At 48.0% G+C, this 16356-nt stretch carries 17 protein-coding genes; 10 read left to right on the top strand and 7 right to left on the bottom strand.

Translation table 11 applies throughout. From position 1 onward, the window contains the following. The first annotated feature begins 3 nt into the window (after positions 1-3). The 5 genes from IEW88_RS00170 to IEW88_RS00150 are packed head-to-tail and all read left to right on the top strand — an operon-like array spanning position 4 to position 4653. On the top strand, positions 4-597 hold the full coding sequence (locus tag IEW88_RS00170) for a D-sedoheptulose-7-phosphate isomerase (protein WP_147905426.1): 594 nt from the start codon (positions 4-6) through the stop codon (positions 595-597). After that, the gene (gene hldE, locus IEW88_RS00165) at positions 597-2057 is read left to right on the top strand and encodes a bifunctional D-glycero-beta-D-manno-heptose-7-phosphate kinase/D-glycero-beta-D-manno-heptose 1-phosphate adenylyltransferase HldE (protein ID WP_221411464.1); all 1461 of its coding nucleotides are present in this window, start codon (positions 597-599) and stop codon (positions 2055-2057) included. Before IEW88_RS00170 ends, hldE begins: the two co-directional genes overlap by 1 nt. A 1-nt stretch (position 2058) precedes the next feature. After that, positions 2059-3120 carry a glycosyltransferase family 9 protein gene (locus tag IEW88_RS00160; RefSeq protein WP_229670203.1) on the top strand — a complete coding sequence of 354 codons (1062 nt, stop codon included), beginning with the start codon at positions 2059-2061 and terminating at the stop codon, positions 3118-3120. Then, entirely contained in the window at positions 3117-3686 is a 570-nt protein-coding gene (gene gmhB / locus IEW88_RS00155) for a D-glycero-beta-D-manno-heptose 1,7-bisphosphate 7-phosphatase (protein WP_147905424.1), read from the top strand. Before IEW88_RS00160 ends, gmhB begins: the two co-directional genes overlap by 4 nt. 31 nt (positions 3687-3717) lie before the next feature. After that, positions 3718-4653: a hypothetical protein gene (locus IEW88_RS00150; protein WP_147905423.1), complete on the top strand. Its 936-nt coding sequence runs from the start codon at positions 3718-3720 to the stop codon at positions 4651-4653. 43 nt (positions 4654-4696) lie between these two features. Here the strand turns inward: IEW88_RS00150 and IEW88_RS00145 are convergent, their stop codons facing one another. After that, positions 4697-5266: a TetR/AcrR family transcriptional regulator gene (locus IEW88_RS00145; RefSeq protein WP_147905422.1), complete on the bottom strand. Its 570-nt coding sequence runs from the start codon at positions 5264-5266 to the stop codon at positions 4697-4699. Between the two features lie 200 nt (positions 5267-5466). Between IEW88_RS00145 and IEW88_RS00140 the strand changes: the two genes are divergently transcribed. From IEW88_RS00140 to acuI, 4 genes are all read left to right on the top strand, one after another. Next, the gene (locus IEW88_RS00140; protein WP_147905421.1) at positions 5467-6294 is read left to right on the top strand and encodes an oxidoreductase; all 828 of its coding nucleotides are present in this window, start codon (positions 5467-5469) and stop codon (positions 6292-6294) included. After that, positions 6291-6662, top strand: coding sequence for a hypothetical protein (locus tag IEW88_RS00135; RefSeq protein ID WP_147905420.1), 372 nt, complete (start codon positions 6291-6293; stop codon positions 6660-6662). The genes IEW88_RS00140 and IEW88_RS00135 overlap by 4 nt, the downstream gene beginning before the upstream one ends. 65 nt (positions 6663-6727) lie before the next feature. After that, positions 6728-7747 (top strand): NADP-dependent oxidoreductase, encoded by a 1020-nt coding sequence (locus IEW88_RS00130; RefSeq protein WP_221411463.1) that lies wholly within the window; start codon positions 6728-6730, stop codon positions 7745-7747. Positions 7748-7783: 36 nt separating this feature from the next. Beyond that, positions 7784-8761 (top strand): acrylyl-CoA reductase (NADPH), encoded by a 978-nt coding sequence (acuI, locus tag IEW88_RS00125; RefSeq protein WP_147905419.1) that lies wholly within the window; start codon positions 7784-7786, stop codon positions 8759-8761. Between the two features lie 41 nt (positions 8762-8802). Here acuI and IEW88_RS00120 read toward each other — a convergent pair whose 3' ends face one another. The 5 genes from IEW88_RS00120 to prlC form a co-directional block, all read right to left on the bottom strand. Then, positions 8803-9276 (bottom strand): peroxiredoxin, encoded by a 474-nt coding sequence (locus tag IEW88_RS00120; RefSeq protein WP_147905418.1) that lies wholly within the window; start codon positions 9274-9276, stop codon positions 8803-8805. Between the two features lie 34 nt (positions 9277-9310). Continuing rightward, positions 9311-10066 (bottom strand): class I SAM-dependent methyltransferase, encoded by a 756-nt coding sequence (locus tag IEW88_RS00115; protein WP_147905417.1) that lies wholly within the window; start codon positions 10064-10066, stop codon positions 9311-9313. 115 nt (positions 10067-10181) lie between these two features. Then, the gene (locus tag IEW88_RS00110) at positions 10182-10883 is read right to left on the bottom strand and encodes a DNA-3-methyladenine glycosylase I (RefSeq protein ID WP_147905416.1); all 702 of its coding nucleotides are present in this window, start codon (positions 10881-10883) and stop codon (positions 10182-10184) included. A gap of 53 nt (positions 10884-10936) precedes the next feature. Next, positions 10937-11158 (bottom strand): hypothetical protein, encoded by a 222-nt coding sequence (locus tag IEW88_RS00105; protein ID WP_053422663.1) that lies wholly within the window; start codon positions 11156-11158, stop codon positions 10937-10939. 80 nt (positions 11159-11238) lie between these two features. Then, positions 11239-13260, bottom strand: coding sequence for an oligopeptidase A (prlC, locus tag IEW88_RS00100; protein WP_147905415.1), 2022 nt, complete (start codon positions 13258-13260; stop codon positions 11239-11241). Positions 13261-13421: 161 nt separating this feature from the next. Here prlC and gorA point away from each other — a divergent pair, with 161 nt between their 5' ends. Next, positions 13422-14771, top strand: a complete 1350-nt coding sequence (gene gorA, locus IEW88_RS00095; protein WP_147905414.1) for a glutathione-disulfide reductase — start codon at positions 13422-13424, stop codon at positions 14769-14771. Positions 14772-14833: 62 nt separating this feature from the next. Here gorA and IEW88_RS00090 read toward each other — a convergent pair whose 3' ends face one another. Beyond that, positions 14834-16258 carry a mannose-1-phosphate guanylyltransferase/mannose-6-phosphate isomerase gene (locus IEW88_RS00090; protein ID WP_147905413.1) on the bottom strand — a complete coding sequence of 475 codons (1425 nt, stop codon included), beginning with the start codon at positions 16256-16258 and terminating at the stop codon, positions 14834-14836. Positions 16259-16356 lie beyond the last annotated feature (98 nt).

Below are 16356 nucleotides of genomic sequence, written 5' to 3'. Positions count from 1 at the left end.
CCTATGTCAGATGTAAAATCCAGTTTAAAAAGCAGCTTTTTAGATAGTTTACAACGTCACCGTGACGCCTTTGCCACAGTGGAAGCCTATCATGAGCAAGCCATGCAACTGTTAGAAGCAGTACAGAACTGCTTAAAACAAGGCGGCAAAGTAGTATGGATGGGGAATGGCGGCAGCGCGGCCGACAGCCAGCATTTAGCCGCTGAGTTTATGGTGCGTTACAAAGCAGAACGTGGCCCACTGGCTTCTATCGCTTTAACCACAGATACGTCTATTCTGACAGCCCACGCCAACGACTACCATTTTGACAGCGTGTTTGAGCGTCAGGTATTAGGTTTAGTCCGGCCACAAGACGTGGTAATTGGCCTGACAACGTCGGGCAAAAGCCCAAATATCAATTTAGCTTTAAAAGCCGCCAATGACTTAGGAGCTTTTACTGTAGCCCTGACTGGCCGTGATGGTGGGTTAGTCAAAGACATCGCCAAGCTGGCTATTATCGTGAAAAACGACGAAACCGCCCGTATTCAGGAAGTGCATATGTTTATTGGCCACTGGCTCTGTGAAGCCCTTGATCTGGCCATCGTAGGAAACAACTAATGATTAACCTGAGCCTGCTGCAAAATTTGTCTTCTGCTTCTGTGCTGGTAGTAGGTGATGTGATGCTGGACCGCTATTTTAATGGCGACTCGCAGCGTATATCGCCTGAAGCCCCTGTGCCTGTGGTGAAAATCAGTAAAATAGAAGACAAAGCCGGTGGCGCTGCCAACGTGGCACGTAATATCGCCCATCTGGACGGTAAAGTAGGCTTATTAGGTATTATTGGTAACGACAGCGCGGGCGAGTCTTTACAACAACTGCTGGCAGGTGAACAAATTCACTCCGAGCTGTTTAGCCAGCAGCATAAACCTACCATCGCCAAAATGCGGGTGGTGTCGCGCCAACAGCAAATAGTGCGGCTGGATCAGGAAGAAATGTTCAGCCTGGATGATGCAGAACTGCTGGCAGAGCGTTTTGCCGCTGTGTACCAGAACTACGATGTGATCCTGTTCAGTGATTACAACAAAGGCTCGTTGCAGCAGATTTCTAAAATGATCAAACTGGCCAAAGCGGCTGGCAAAACTGTATTGGTCGACCCAAAACAAGCAGATTTGTCGGTGTACGCCGGTGCTGATGTGATTACGCCAAATTTAGGTGAATTTAAAACTGCAGGCGGCAAAGCTGGCTCTGTGGATGAAATGCTCAGCTCAGCCCGTGAGCTGATGCAAAAAGCAGGTTTAGCTTCAATCTTGTTAACACGCAGCGAACAAGGCATGAGCCTGATTACCGCCACTGAACACCATCACTTCCCGGCCCAAGTGTTGGAAGTCAGTGATGTGACAGGTGCTGGTGATACCGTAATAGCCACTTTAGCTGTGATGTTAAGCGCAGGCATGTCCTTACATGATGCCACTCAGCTGGCTAACTTAGCGGCTGGCATAGTGGTTGGTAAAGTAGGAGCAGCGACAGTTTCTCCTGAAGAGTTGGCCGCTAAACTAAATAAAGATTTATTCCGTCAGGGCGACTTTTACCAGACACCTTTTGACAAAGTACTGCAGCATATTCAGTTTGCCCGTCAAAACGGCGAACGTATTGTCTTCACCAATGGCTGCTTTGATATTTTACACGCCGGTCATGTGCGTTATTTGGCTCAGGCTAAGGCGTTGGGTGACCGTTTAGTGGTGGGCCTGAATTCAGATGCTTCAGTGCGCCGCTTAAAAGGCGAACAGCGCCCTATCAATACGTTGGAAGACCGCGCCACAGTACTGGCAAGCCTCGCCAGTGTCGACTGGGTGGTGCCTTTTGGTGATGACCTTGCCGAAAACGATACGCCGCTCAAATTAATCAGCACCATATTGCCTGACGTCTTAGTCAAAGGTGGCGACTACAGCATTGACACCATAGTAGGGGCTGATGTGGTGATAGCTCATGGTGGCGAAGTGCAGGTGCTGACTTTTGTCGATGGCCGCTCCACCAGCAAAGTGATCCGGAAAATCCAGGACTTGCAGGGAAATAACTGAGTTGTCGCAGCCCATCACATCTATTTGTATTCTGCGTTTATCTGCTATTGGCGATGTCTGCAATGCAGTCTCTGTAGTGCAATCTATTCAGCGCCAGCATCCACAAGCGCAGATCACATGGATTATCGGCAAAATCGAAGCGCGTTTGCTGGAAGGTTTGCCCGGTGTACGTTTTGTCGTGTTTGATAAAAAGCTGGGCAAAGCGGCTTATAGCCAGCTAAAGCAGGATTTAAAACACGACTATTTTGACGTGCTGCTGCATATGCAGGTGGCCTTTCGCGCAAATGTCGCCTCTTTGTGTATCAAGGCGCGCCAAAAGATTGGTTTCGACTGGCATACCGCCAAAGAACTGCATGCGCTTTTTATGCGTCACCGCATAGAACCTGCACCACGCAGCCATGTGCTGGACGGTTTTCGCCAGTTTGCCAAAGCTATTGGGGTAACAGAACAACAGCTGGGCGCGACTCCAACATGGCAACTGCCGATTCCTGCAGCCGACGAGTTATGGGCTAAACAGCAGTTAGCCGCCACTGGCAACTCTCGGGTGTTAATTATCAGCCCTGCCGCCTCTAAAGCCGAACGGAACTGGCTACCAGAACGTTATGCAGCGCTGGCCGATTATGCGCATACCAAAGGCTTTGCAGTGGTGTTATGTGGTGGTCCAACAGAGCTGGAACGCAATTTAACTCAGGCTATTCTGGCCTCGGCTCAGCAGCCTATTACTGATCTCACCGGTAAAACCAATTTAAAACAGCTGCTGGCGTTGTTAAAACACGCCAGTTTAGTCTTAGCGCCCGACACTGGCCCTGCGCATATGGCGGTGGCTGTAGGCACTCCGGTCATTGGTTTGTATGGCCACAGTAATCCGGATCGCACAGGGCCTTATTTGTTCCGTCAGTATGTGGTGGAGGTCTATCACCAATCTTTACTGGAGCAGCAGGGCAAAACGGCAGCTGAATTAAAATGGGGCACCCGCGTCAAAGGCAGCGATATTATGCAGAAAATAGCGGTAGAGGCCGTGACCGCTATGTTTGATAAAATGGTGGCAGAGCAGCAGTTATGAGCCAGCCACTTGATCAAAAACGCAAAGCCGCCTTTTTAGACCGTGATGGTGTGATTAATATCGATCACGGTTATGTCAGTCAGCCTTCACAGTTCGAGTTTATCGACGGTGTGTTTGATGCGTGCCGCCATTTACAACAACAGGGTTACCTGTTGATCGTAGTAACTAACCAATCCGGTATAGGCCGCGGTTATTATAGTGAGCAGCAGTTTCATGTATTAACTGACTGGATGAAAGCCCAGTTTGAAGCTCATGGTGTGACTCTGACCGATGTATTCTTTTGCCCTCATCATCCGGTCAATGCCATCCCACCTTATCAAATCGACTGCGATTGCCGTAAGCCAGCGCCGGGCATGTTATTGCAGGCTATTGAAAAGTATCAGATTGATCCAAACCAAAGCCTGATGCTGGGCGATAAAAAAGCCGATATGCAGGCAGCCAAAGCTGCTGGTGTGGGCCGTAAAGTACTGGTGTTATCAGGCCAGACATTAACAACTGAAGACAAAGCCAGCGCTGATGAAGTCTGGCCTTCGATTAAAGCTGCCCAGGAATTGGTAACCAACTAACTCTCTGGCCTGAACTGTTACAAGGAATGTAATGAAAAAACTTTTAGCTACATCCTTAGTGGCTTTGCTGTTATCGCTGCTGATAAGCGGCGGCCTGTTTTTTATAGCCAGCAATAACAGCGACACTCAGCCTCAAACTCCGCAAATTTCTGCTATTCAGGAACCCAACCCAACTCCGTTAGCGACAGAGTCGGAACTAGTCACAAAGCCTAATTCCAGTCCGGCAACACCGGAGCCAGCTGAACAGCTGGTCGTTATTGAACAAACAGACTGGAAACTGGATCAGCCTTTACGAACTCAGCTGACAAGACTGAAAAACCTGGCAGACCAGGGCGATCTGCAAGCCGCTTATAGTCTGGCGATGAATCTGAGGTTTTGTAATATGGTGCCACTGGATGAAACCGATTTGGAGGCTCGGCTGCAACAAGCCTATCAGTATAAAGACGATGGCGTTGCTATAGCGAATATCAAAGAACGCTATCAGTTTTGTGCCGGAATAGACCAGCAGCAGCGCGCTGAGTTTTACGCTTATTTAGAAACTGCCGCCAAAGCAGGCTACGTGCCTGCTCAGGAGGAGATGGCCACAATCACGCCTGAACAGTATCTGAAATTGACTGATGCAACGGAGCTTGCACGCCAAGCCTATATCCAAAAACGGGATGAATTTATTCAGCTACAGCTTTCATTATTAGAGTCCGCATTGCAGCACGGTAGCATCAAAGCCCTGATCACACTGTCGAATATGCACCACTCACAAAACTATGGTGAGCATGGCCGGGCTAAATCTTACGCCTTCAACCTGCTGATCCTGGAATTGACGGACGACAATGAATTACAAAGCAGATACTCAGGCTTTGTTCAGCGTCGTCAGTCAGAACTTAGCCCGGAGCAGATTGAGCAAGCTCAGGTTTTGTCAGAGCAGTGGCTGGCGATGATCAAAGCCAATGGCAGTCTCTATTTGCCGTGAACTATTGTTGCAATCAGCCTGATTTATGGGCCAGAAAGTTACTTTAGCTGTCCCGCTCCCCAAGCATTTTAGCCCGGCAAACTTCCAGAATTTCATCCGCTAAAGCTGAGTCATCCGGGCAGGCCCGTGACAATACCAATGCACCGACAACCTGTGCAAAAGCAGCAATTCTTTTCGCCCGACTCTCGCGCTGTTCAGTTTCGCTCAAGTCAGTATCTTTATCTGCCAAAGTCGCCAGCTGATTTTCGATTCCAACTGCAAATGTCTGTTTGATCAATTCTGACTGACGTCCTGCATCTGCGCATAATGCAGCCATAGTGCAGCCCTGAGCTGGCGCGTCTCTATGCTCACGGGACAAGTATTGCTGTATAAAATCGGCAATATCAACTTCAGCGCTTTGTTCGGCCGACTTGGCAAAACTGCAGGCTGCCGCTTCTGCCATCAAGTCAGCCTTAGAGCCAAAGTGCTTGTAAAAGCCACCGTGGGTAAAACCAGCCGCAGCCATTAACTCCGCTACTCCGATACCGTCATAACCGCGTTCGCGAAACAACATCGAGGCCGTCTCCACAATACGCTCACGGTTTTCCCGTACTTGCGCCTTTGTTACCTTCATCGCTGTTACACCTCTTAAAAAGAATGACCTCAGTATACTTTGATTACGATCATAATCAAAGTGTTTGACATTTTAGATTATGGTCATCATCATTAAAAGCATTCGTATCTCTCAGCCTGAAAACTTAAGGCGGGCAGACACGACTTTATTGCAGCCCCATAACCCCGGGCCATAAATCACTTATTGAAGGAATGTACCTTATGAAAACTAAAGCTGTAGCGCTGGTCACTGGCGCATCCTCAGGGATAGGCGAAGCCTCAGCCAAAAAATTGCTGGCAGCAGGCTACACTGTGTATGGCACCAGCCGACGGGGTGGCAAGGCTGGCGAAGGGCTTTTCCCTATGCTGGCGCTTGATGTCACAGATGATGCTTCTGTTGAAGCAGCTGTTGCTGAATTGATACAACGGGAAGGTCGCATCGATCTGCTGGTGAATAACGCAGGTTTTGGCGTGGCACCGGCAGGAGCAGAAGAAAGCTCGCTGCAACAAGCCCAAAGTATTTTTGATACCAATTTTTTCGGCATAGTCCGCATGACCCGCGCCGTGGTGCCTCATATGCGTCGCCAGGGCAGCGGCCGTATTATTAACATAGGTTCGATCATTGGTCTGGTACCAATGCCTTACGTGGCACTTTACGCAGCCAGCAAGCACGCGGTTGAAGGCTATTCAGAAGCTCTGGATCATGAATTACGCACTCGCGGCATTCGGGTTTCAGTGATTGAACCCGCCTTCACCAAAACTCAGTTTGACGCCAATAACGTCGAGCCTGATGCCAAGCTGCCAGAGTATGACCAGATCCGCGTTAAGCTGGCTAAAGTGGTGGCTCAAGCGATGGAAGGCGGTGATAGCCCGGATGTAGTGGCAGAGGTGGTGGTGACAGCAGCTCAGGCAGCGACTCCAAAAAGGCGCTATACCGCAGGCAAAGCCGCAGGTCAGCTCAGGTTTATGCGCCGGTTTGCACCAACCTCAGTATTGGATAAAGGCCTGCGTAAAAATCTGCAGTTGGATACAGGCGAAGACGACGTATGACATTCCGGTACTTAGCACTACTAAGCTCAGTGCTGTTATTTGGCTTAAGTGCGGTATGGATGTTCGCTCCTGAGCTAATGTTAACGCAATGGGGAGTGCAGTATTCAGATGGCGCTGGTTTAGTCAGTCGCCGTGCTGCTGCCTTGTACGCCGGCATAGCTCTGATGCTGCTGTTAGCCAGAAATGCCGAAGCATCAAAAGCGCGCGTTGCTTTGGCTAAAGGGGTGAGTCTGACCTGTTTAATATTGGCGACACTCGGAATTTTAGAATGGCAGTCTGGCTCAGCCACAGCTCACATTCTGGTCGCTGTAGTACTTGAAGCTGTTTTAGCTGTCGCGTTTTTACTAAGTAACAAAGCTAAATCATAGGGCGAAACCATAAATGACCAGCTCAACCCATACCCGCTTAATCTATAGCTGTGGAGTATAAATAAATGACGAATCAAAGCATGCAAGCTTTTACCTTTAAGCGTTATGGCAAGTCACCCGATGTCGGACTGGCCACGACGGCCCGCCCTGCTGCATTAAAAGCCAACGAAATTCTGGTACAGGTGCATGCTGCAGCCCTGAACCCTATTGATAACATGATCCTGACCGGCATGTTTAAGCCTGTATTGCATTTTCAGTTGCCCGCCACTATCGGTAGCGATCTGGCTGGTGTGGTGACAGCAGTAGGCAGTCAGGTCAGCCGTTTCAAAGTAGGTGATGCCGTTTTCGCCAGCATTTTTGATACTGGCACTGGTGCTGTGGCCGAATATGCTGTGGTCGCTGAAAGTACGGCAGCGCTAAAACCTGCCAATCTGGATTTTGTGCAAGCCGCATCTATTCCTATGGTAGGGCTTACTTCATGGCAAGCTTTAAAAGAGCGGGCCAGAATTCAGCCGGGGCAAAAAGTATTTATTCCTGCAGGTTCTGGTGGTATCGGCACTTTTGCAATCCAACTGGCCAAGTACTTTGGCGCGAAAGTAGCCACTACCACCAGCAGCAAAAACCTGGCATTAGTCAAAAGCCTCGGCGCCGACCAGGTGATTGACTACACCAAACAAGAATTCGACAAAGTGCTACTGGGTTACGATATAGCCCTTGGTACTATCAAAGGCGATGCGATTGAGAAATCAATCGGCATTCTTAAGCCCGGCAGCAAAATTGTTTCCTTAGTCGGCCCGATGGATAAGGCCTTTGCACATGCCCGCAAGCTGAACTTTGTGCTGAAATTTGTTTTTGGTTTGATGAGCCGTAAAATCATAGCTCAAGCGAAAAAACGTCAGGTCAGCTATTCATTTTTGTTTGTCCGCCCTGATGGCAATCAGCTCAGCGATATCAGCACACTGCTAGAAGCGGAAAAGATTAAACCTGTGATCGACAAAGTCTTTCCGTTTGAGCAAGCAAAAGATGCGTTGAACTATCTGGCGCAAGGCCGCGCCAAAGGCAAAGTGGTGATTAAAATAGTATAAGTTTGAAATAATCCGTATTACTGAATTGGAGGCAGCATGTTTAATGGCATTTTGATCCGCAAAGATGAACAGGGCTATCGCGCTGAGTTGACCGCACTGGACGAACAACAATTACCGGCCGGTGATGTGACGGTCAAAGTGCTGGCGAGCACACTGAACTACAAAGATGCGTTGGCTATTACCGGCCAATCGCCCGTGGTACGCAGCTTTCCTATGGTGCCAGGTATAGATCTGGTGGCTGAAGTGCTGCATTCCGATTCAGCCCGCTTTCAAAGCGGCGACAAAGTACTGCTGAATGGTTTTGGTGTAGGTGAAAGCCATTGGGGTGGCCTGGCTGAAAAAGCCCGCCTCAACAGTGACTGGCTACTGCCGCTACCTGAAGCTTTTACAGCTGAACAGGCCATGGCAATAGGTACTGCTGGTTATACGGCGATGCTTTGTATTCTGGCATTACAAAAACACGGTATCACTACAGCACATGGCGAGATTTTAGTCACTGGCGCCAATGGTGGCGTGGGCAGTTATGCCGTGCTTTTACTTAACAAACTCGGCTATAAAGTGGTGGCAAGCACAGGCAGACCTGATGAAAGTCATTACCTGACCCAGCTCGGCGCTGCAGAAATACTCCCTCGCGAGCAGTTAAGTGTTGCAGGGAAACCGTTGCAAAAAGAACGCTGGGCCGGTGTGGTGGATTGTGTTGGCAGCCATACTCTGGCCAATGCCTGCGCCAGCACCCGCTATGGTGGCGCGGTCACAGCTTGTGGTTTAGCGCAGGGCATGGATTTTCCGGTCTCGGTAGCGCCTTTTATTTTACGCGGAGTCACCTTGTACGGTATTGATAGTGTGATGCGTCCATTGGCTGATCGGATGGAAGCCTGGCAACGCCTGAGCGAGTTGCTGCTGCCTGATAATATAAACCAGATTGCACAAGTGATTAGCCTGGATCAGGTGATTACTACTGCAGCCCAGTTGTTACAAGGCACTGTCAGGGGCAGAGTTATTGTGAAAATCTAAGTGACTCACAACACTAACCCGTGTCGCAGCACAGAGCTGGTTTACACCAGCTCTAAAATCACTTCAGCTTTACTGACTTCGAACTGTTTAGGTTCATCGACATTCAGCGCTGTCACCACGCAGTCATCAACCACCATAGCGTAGCGCTTAGAACGTACCCCACCAAAATCACCTGAGTCGATATCTAACCCTATAGCTTTGGCGAACTTGCCAGCACCGTCTGCTAAAAACACGATGTCAGTGGCGTTATGAGCTTTGCCCCAGGCGTCCATCACATAAGCGTCATTGACTGAAGTGCAGATAATACGATCCACGCCTTTATCAAAAAACTGCTGCGCATGTTCAATAAAACCAGGTAAATGAGCTGCACTACAGGTTGGCGTAAAAGCGCCTGGCACCGCAAATAACACCACTTTTTCGCCTTTAAAAACTTCGGCTGTGGTCAGGTTGACAGGACCATTGTCGGTTAAACGTGCAAAGGTGACTTCGGGTAAGGTATCGCCAATTTTGATCATAAATTTATCCCTTTTAATCCAGCTAATTCAGTTATTAGAGAGCTGCTTTGACATAGACATCAAATCTGTTGTTTTTCCCTTCAATTTGCATACTGGGCTTTTGCCCTGCTAAAAACTCTGCATAACCAGGTCGCTTTACTACCACTCTTTTGCTGGCCAGTTGCCAGGCCAGCGGAAATAACGCATCGGCATCGTCATCAGTACCTACTACCTGATGAAAAGCCTGCATCTCTTTTTTCACCAAAGCCGACTTCTCGCGAGCCGGAAACATTGGGTCTAAATACACCACATCCGGACTTGGCAATTGAGTTAACGCCTGTTGCGACGGAGCAAATACCAGTTGCATACGTTCAGGCAGCCAATGTGCTAATTCTGGGTCAAGAGCTGCGCGGCGTAAACCATCAGCAAGTAACGCCGCAACTGCTGGCTGACGTTCAACTAAAGTCACTTTAGCTCCAAGGCTTGCCAGCACTAAAGCATCACGGCCTAAACCGGCAGTTGCATCTACCACAGTTAAACCCGGTTTTTTGGTTAAGCCCACAGCTTTAGCTATGGCTTCGCTTTTGCCACCACCATATTTACGTCTGTGCGTAGCAGCACCACTGGCGAAGTCGACCAGTATATCGCCTTGTTTATTTAACTCTGTGTTACGCAATACTAAGGCTTCACCTGTCCAGCATAAATACCAGCCTTGGGGCGATTCTGTAGCGTGCAGACCATATTGTTGTTGCAGGCGTTCTGCCAGTTCAGGGGGGAAATCAGGCTGGGTCAAATAACAAGTGCTGGACATAGTGTCACTTTAACTTTTCACATCAGGGAAAACTCGGGCTAGTGTAACCGCCCTTGCTCAGTTTAAAAAAGGGGTCAGATCACATTGTTAACTACTTCAATGCGATCTGATCCTTTCAGGTTTTCATACCCACATAATTATCACCGCAGCTGAAGGCGACTACTTTACTGATTTCCTGCAGACTTAAACCCGATTCCTGTTGCCACTGATTAAACTGTTGCTGAATGGCTTTCTGATTTCTTTGGCTGCTTAAGCCACCCTCGACTACACCAAAACTACGCAGGTAAGCTTCCACATCCTGACTGATAATAAAGGTATCTTTACCCAGCATACGCAGAGCATAAGCTCCTGTATTGCCTCCAAGGCGAGAACCATGTTTCTTCAGATAACCCCACAAGCCAATAATATCCTCACCGGGCCACTGCGCTAAAAAGGCTCCAAAACTACCATATTTATCAGCTACTTGCTGGATCATTAATGCGTTGTCACGTATAGAAAAGACTTTAGTTGCGTTGCGAATAATACGAGGATCTGTCGCTTTGGCTGCCAGCATTTCATCACTCATCAGCAGCATTTTTTCCGGTTCAAAACCAAAAAAAACCTCTTCAAAACCTGGCCATTTTTTCTCCACCACAGACCAGACAAAACCAGACTGAAAGATTTTTTTACTGAACTCACTTAAACATTCAGCATCGGTCAGTTGCTGCAATTGCGCCGCAGTGCGAGGTTTAGTTAACAAAGATTGTAAGGCTGCTTTGCCGCCTTTACGCTCAGCAGCTCGTTGATAAATAATGGAAAAATTCTCTGGATATGCCATTCGTGTTATCACCTTTTTTACTTAATACTACGCTGCTGAGCACACAACACTGCTTATTCCGTGCCTTTGAGTGACTCTAAAGGCTCAAACAAATCTGGTAAAGTTTTCAGGCACTGCAACAGTGCATATAAAAACACACCGTGATGAGCACCCAATTCAAATTGATGGATACTTTGCCAGACTTCATGACCAGCTGAGATCAGCATAGCGACAAAAATCAGCATATTGAGCCAGGGATTTTGAGTAATAGTTTCGATAAATTGTTTAATCTTCATAGCCTTAGCCTCTGTTGTCCTTAGGCTAACTATAGATTAGCTTCCTAAATCAGCAACAAAAGCTAAAGCAGATAAAACAATTAGGCCGCTATCCCCATATGACGTAATAAAGCCGCATTCGACGGCTCACGGCCACGGAAGGCTTTAAACAGTTCCATAGGTTCGGCACTGCCGCCTTTTTCTAAAATGCAGTGCAGGAAGTCCTGCCCCACAGCGGCATTAAAAATACCTTCTTCTTCAAAGCGGCCAAAGGCATCGGCAGACAGAACTTCCGCCCATAAGTAGCTGTAATACCCAGCAGCATAACCACCGGCAAAAATATGGCTAAAACCATGCTGGAAGCGGTTAAAACGTGGCGGGATGATCACAGACACCTGCTGACGCACCTCATCCAGAATTTGCTGCACTCGCCCACCCAAAGCCGGGTTGTATTCGGCGTGTAGACGGAAATCGAACAGCGCAAATTCCAACTGACGGACCAAAAATAACGCTGACTGGAAGTTTTTCGCCGCCAGCATTTTATCCAGCATATCCTGTGGTAAAGCTTCACCCGTCTGATAATGGCCCGAAATTAATGCCAAAGCTTCTGGCTGCCAGCACCAGTTCTCTAAAAACTGACTCGGTAGTTCAACCGCATCCCATGCCACACCGCTGATACCAGCCACTGCAGATGCATCTACTTGGGTCAGCATATGGTGTAAACCGTGACCAAACTCATGGAACAAAGTCACGACTTCGTCATGGGTAAATAACGCAGGTTTACCGCCCACAGGTTTATTAAAATTACAGGTTAAATAGGCCACCGGATGTTGCAGGCTACCATCAGCTTTCCAGCGTCGGCCCTGGCAATCGTCCATCCAGGCGCCACCGCGTTTTTTCGCGCGAGCATATAAATCCAGATAAAAACTGCCACGCAGCTCGCCTTTAGTATCAAAAATATCGTAGAAACTGACATCCGGATGCCAGACATCAACACCCTCACGTTTTTGCACGCTGATACCAAATAGTTTATTCAAGACGCTGAATAACCCTGGCACTACTTTGGTTTCCGGAAAATAAGGCCGCAAAGCTTCGTCAGAAATGGAGTATTTCGCCTGTTTTAACTTCTCTGAGTAATAAGTCGCATCCCATGAACTTAACTCATCGACGCCAAATTGTGCTTTAACAAAAGCTTTGAGTTCAGAGAGATCCTGCAAAGCCTGCGGCTTAGCACGACGAGCTAAGTCTGCTAAAAACTCCAGAACTTGCGCCGGGCTTTCAGCCATTTTGGTCGCCAGTGATTCTTCTGCCGCATTATCAAAATCCAACAACTGCGCCAGTTCATGCCGCAAAGCCAGGGTTTCTTCAATAATGGCACTGTTATCAAACTGACCTGCCGTTGGGCCTTGATCCGATGCGCGAGTGCAGTAAGCCTGATATAACTCGGCGCGTAAATCGCGATTGTCGGCATAGGTCATAATGGCGATGTAGCTTGGGAATTCCAGGGTAAAGACCCAACCGGAGAGCTCTTTTTGCGCCGCCGCTTCGGCCGCAGCCAATTTGGCATCTTCAGGCAAACCTGCTAACAAACGTTCATCTTCAATATGCTTAAACCAGGCTTGAGTGGCATCTAGTGTATTGTTAGAAAAACTGGAAGCTAAGTCGGACGAACGACTCTGAATTTCGCCGTAGCGCTGTTTTTTCTCATCAGATAAACCAATACCGGATAGCTTAAAATCGCGCAAAGCGTTTTGAATCACTTTTTGCTGCGCTACGCTTAATGTGCCGTATTCAGCACTTTGCGATAGCTTTAAATAGGCCTGATATAAACCTTCATGCTGACCAACATAAGTGCTGAAGTCAGACAACAGCGGCAGACAGCTTTCATAAGCTTCACGTAATTCAGGACTATTTTTCACAGAATTTAAATGCGACACAGGCGACCAGAACTTGGCTAATTTATCGCTGTTTTCTTCCAGCGCTACAATCAGTGACTGCCAACTTGGATTCGGCTGTTGCACTACAGCTTCAATATCTGCGGTACAGGCAGCGATCAACTGTTCAACACGAGCTTTAATTTGTGAAGGATCGATTTGACTAAATACAGGTAAGGCTTGGGTCATGATTCATCTCGTTTCAGCTGTTATAACAGCAGTATTGGGGCTTTTTAAATGTTCTCAAGCATTTTGTGTGCATCAAACCTGACTTTATCGCAAATTCACTTGAGTTCGTCCATCAGACCCCATATAACCTCTGAATTCTTCTTTCAGTGGGAAACCCAAGCATGACTGAACATTTTGACTATATCGCCATAGGTGGTGGCAGCGGTGGTATCGCCAGCGCTAACAGAGCGGCCAGCCACGGCCAGAAATGCGCCATTATCGAAGCTAAATTTTTAGGTGGCACCTGCGTTAATGTCGGTTGTGTGCCCAAAAAAGCCATGTGGTTTGCCGGTCAAATTGCTGACGCTTTTAAATACGCGCCGGATTATGGTTTAGATGTCCACATGCCTGCGTTAAATTGGGGCAAATTAGTCGAAAGCCGCGAGGCTTACATCTCCCGAATTCATGCTTCTTACGACAGAGTGCTGGCCAAAAATGGAGTCACTGTGATTCGGGGGTTTGCCCGTTTTGTGGATAAAAACACAGTGGAAGTGGACGGCAAGCTCTATAGCGCCAACCATATCACCATAGCCACAGGCGGTCGTCCTGTACGCCCTGCTATACCAGGCGCAGAACTTGGCATCGACAGTGATGGCTTTTTCGCCTTACAAAGCCAACCGAAAAGGGTTGCGGTTGTAGGTGCAGGTTATATCGCAGTAGAAATTGCTGGCGTAATGCAGGCTCTTGGCAGCGAAACGCACTTATTGGTACGTAAAGACAAACCACTGCGCAGCTTCGATGCGATGTTATCCGACACTTTAGTAGAACTGATGGCCAAAGATGGTCCTCAGCTACACTCTCATACCGAAGTGAGTTCTGTCAGTAAAAATGCCGACGGCTCTTTAACTGTAGAGTTATCTACCGGCAGTCGTTTAGCTGTCGACTGTCTGATTTGGGCTATAGGTCGCGAGCCTGCCAATGACCAGCTACAGCTGGAAAAAGCTGGTGTAAAACTGGATGCCGAAGGCTTTATCCCGACGGACGAGTATCAGAATACCAATGTGCCTGGCATTTATGCAGTAGGTGATAATACAGGCCGTCTGGCCTTAACTCCGGTCGCAGTCGCGGCAGGACGACGTTTGTCCGAGCGGTTATTTAATAATAAACCAGACAGCAAACTGGATTACAGCACAGTGCCGACTGTAGTGTTTTCGCACCCTCCTATTGGCACTATAGGTTTAACCGAAGATGAAGCCCGTCAACAGTTTGGTGATGACCAGATTAAAGTTTATCGCAGCGAATTTGCTGCTATGTACACGGCTTTAACCCAGCACCGTCAGTTAACACGTATGAAATTGGTCTGTGCTGGTCCAACTGAAAAAGTAGTGGGTTTGCATGTGATAGGTTTTGGCGCTGATGAAATGCTACAGGGTTTTGGTGTGGCGATAAAAATGGGCGCCACCAAAGCCGACTTTGATAACTGTGTGGCTATACATCCAACCTCAGCTGAGGAATTCGTCACGCTCAGATAATTCACCAATCAAAACAAAGTAGTGAAAGGGATCAGGCCTAACGCCTGATCCCAAATCCAGAATTATTTAGCTTCTACCCGGCCATATCGATCTGAAAAACGGACTATGTCGTCTTCCCCTAAGTAAGTACCGGATTGCACTTCAATTAATTCTAGCGGGATTTTCCCCGGATTTTCTAAAGCATGCACAGCTCCAAGCGGAATATACACAGACTGATTTTCAGACAGCATGGTATCGACACCATCTATGCTAACCAGGGCCGTACCGGCCACTACTATCCAGTGCTCAGCTCTGTGGTGATGCATTTGCACTGACAGTTTCTGACCTGGATTGACCGTAATGCGTTTGACCTGATAGCGCTGTCCCTGATCAATCGAATCATATTTACCCCAGGGTCTGTAGACTTCGCGATGAATTTTATGCTCGCTGCGGCCCAGATCTTTTAGTTGCTGCACAATAGCTTTCACATCCTGCACTCTGTCTTTGGCCGCTACCAGCACTACATCTTTGGTTTGTACTACGACCATATTCTGCAATCCGACAGTAGCCACTAAACCAGTTTCAGCAAACACATAGTTATCACTGCTGTCACAGCTCAGTACGTCGCCTTTATGCACATTGCCGTCGGTGTTTTTCGCGGAAATATCCCACAAGGAAGACCAACTTCCAACGTCGCTCCAGCGGGCATCCAAAGGCACAACTACCGCTGCTGCAGTTTTTTCCATCACGGCATAGTCAATAGATTCAGAGGGACAAGCTAAAAAGGCCTGTTGATTGACCCGGATAAAATCTAAATCCGGGTCGACCTCCAGCATAGCTTGCTCACAAGCGGCATAAATATCGGGCCTGTGTTGTTTCAGCTCTGCCAGGTAGCGACTGGCTTTAAATAAAAACATGCCACTATTCCAGTAATAATCACCACTGCTTAAATAGCCTAAAGCAGTTTCCAGCTTAGGCTTTTCGACAAACTGTGCCACCTGGTAAGCTGCACCAGAGCTCAGCTCTTTGCGCTTCCCTCTTTTGATATAGCCATAGCCGGTTTCTGCCGCTGTAGGCACAATACCAAAAGTGACTAATTGATCGGCATTAGCAAATTCAGCTGCCGCAACAACAGCCTGTTGAAAGACATCAACATCAGCAATCACATGATCCGCAGCCAGCACCAGCAACAATGGATCCTGACCTTTTTTTATCGCGGTAAAAGCGGCAAGCGCTATAGCAGGTGCTGTATTACGACCTGCTGGCTCTAAAATGATATTGTTATTTAACTGCTTTATTTGCCTTAGCTGTTCGGCTGCGACAAAGCGGTGGTCTTCGTTACAGATCACCAGTGCAGCATCGGCATTCAGGCCCTGTAAACGCATCACAGTGGCTTGTAACATGGTGAGGTCACCGTCCAGCGTTAAGAACTGTTTTGGCATTAAATCACGAGACAAAGGCCATAATCTGCTACCAGAACCGCCCGCCATAATCACAGGTAAAATCATTCTTAATCCTTGTCTAATCAGATGAGCTGTTGTTTTATCTGTTGAAAAATACAATCTATTTGCAGATACACTAACAACATACAGAAACTTTTTCGCAT

Origin of the sequence: Rheinheimera tangshanensis (assembly GCF_014645135.1) — a bacterium.
Classification (GTDB): domain Bacteria; phylum Pseudomonadota; class Gammaproteobacteria; order Enterobacterales; family Alteromonadaceae; genus Pararheinheimera; species Pararheinheimera tangshanensis.
Note: the sequence above shows the minus strand (reverse complement) of the source record. Positions and strands in the feature narration are given on the sequence as shown.

Excerpts from the sequence above, each read along its gene's own strand:
- IEW88_RS00170 (WP_147905426.1), top strand. The coding sequence starts at position 4 with ATGTCAGATGTAAAATCCAGTTTAAAAAGCAGCTTTTTAGATAGTTTA.
- hldE (WP_221411464.1), top strand. The coding sequence starts at position 597 with ATGATTAACCTGAGCCTGCTGCAAAATTTGTCTTCTGCTTCTGTGCTG.
- gmhB (WP_147905424.1), top strand. The coding sequence starts at position 3,117 with ATGAGCCAGCCACTTGATCAAAAACGCAAAGCCGCCTTTTTAGACCGT.
- IEW88_RS00150 (WP_147905423.1), top strand. The coding sequence starts at position 3,718 with ATGAAAAAACTTTTAGCTACATCCTTAGTGGCTTTGCTGTTATCGCTG.
- IEW88_RS00145 (WP_147905422.1), bottom strand. The coding sequence starts at position 5,266 with ATGAAGGTAACAAAGGCGCAAGTACGGGAAAACCGTGAGCGTATTGTG.
- IEW88_RS00140 (WP_147905421.1), top strand. The coding sequence starts at position 5,467 with ATGAAAACTAAAGCTGTAGCGCTGGTCACTGGCGCATCCTCAGGGATA.
- IEW88_RS00135 (WP_147905420.1), top strand. The coding sequence starts at position 6,291 with ATGACATTCCGGTACTTAGCACTACTAAGCTCAGTGCTGTTATTTGGC.
- IEW88_RS00130 (WP_221411463.1), top strand. The coding sequence starts at position 6,728 with ATGACGAATCAAAGCATGCAAGCTTTTACCTTTAAGCGTTATGGCAAG.
- acuI (WP_147905419.1), top strand. The coding sequence starts at position 7,784 with ATGTTTAATGGCATTTTGATCCGCAAAGATGAACAGGGCTATCGCGCT.
- IEW88_RS00120 (WP_147905418.1), bottom strand. The coding sequence starts at position 9,276 with ATGATCAAAATTGGCGATACCTTACCCGAAGTCACCTTTGCACGTTTA.
- IEW88_RS00115 (WP_147905417.1), bottom strand. The coding sequence starts at position 10,066 with ATGTCCAGCACTTGTTATTTGACCCAGCCTGATTTCCCCCCTGAACTG.
- IEW88_RS00110 (WP_147905416.1), bottom strand. The coding sequence starts at position 10,883 with ATGGCATATCCAGAGAATTTTTCCATTATTTATCAACGAGCTGCTGAG.
- IEW88_RS00105 (WP_053422663.1), bottom strand. The coding sequence starts at position 11,158 with ATGAAGATTAAACAATTTATCGAAACTATTACTCAAAATCCCTGGCTC.
- prlC (WP_147905415.1), bottom strand. The coding sequence starts at position 13,260 with ATGACCCAAGCCTTACCTGTATTTAGTCAAATCGATCCTTCACAAATT.
- gorA (WP_147905414.1), top strand. The coding sequence starts at position 13,422 with ATGACTGAACATTTTGACTATATCGCCATAGGTGGTGGCAGCGGTGGT.
- IEW88_RS00090 (WP_147905413.1), bottom strand. The coding sequence starts at position 16,258 with ATGATTTTACCTGTGATTATGGCGGGCGGTTCTGGTAGCAGATTATGG.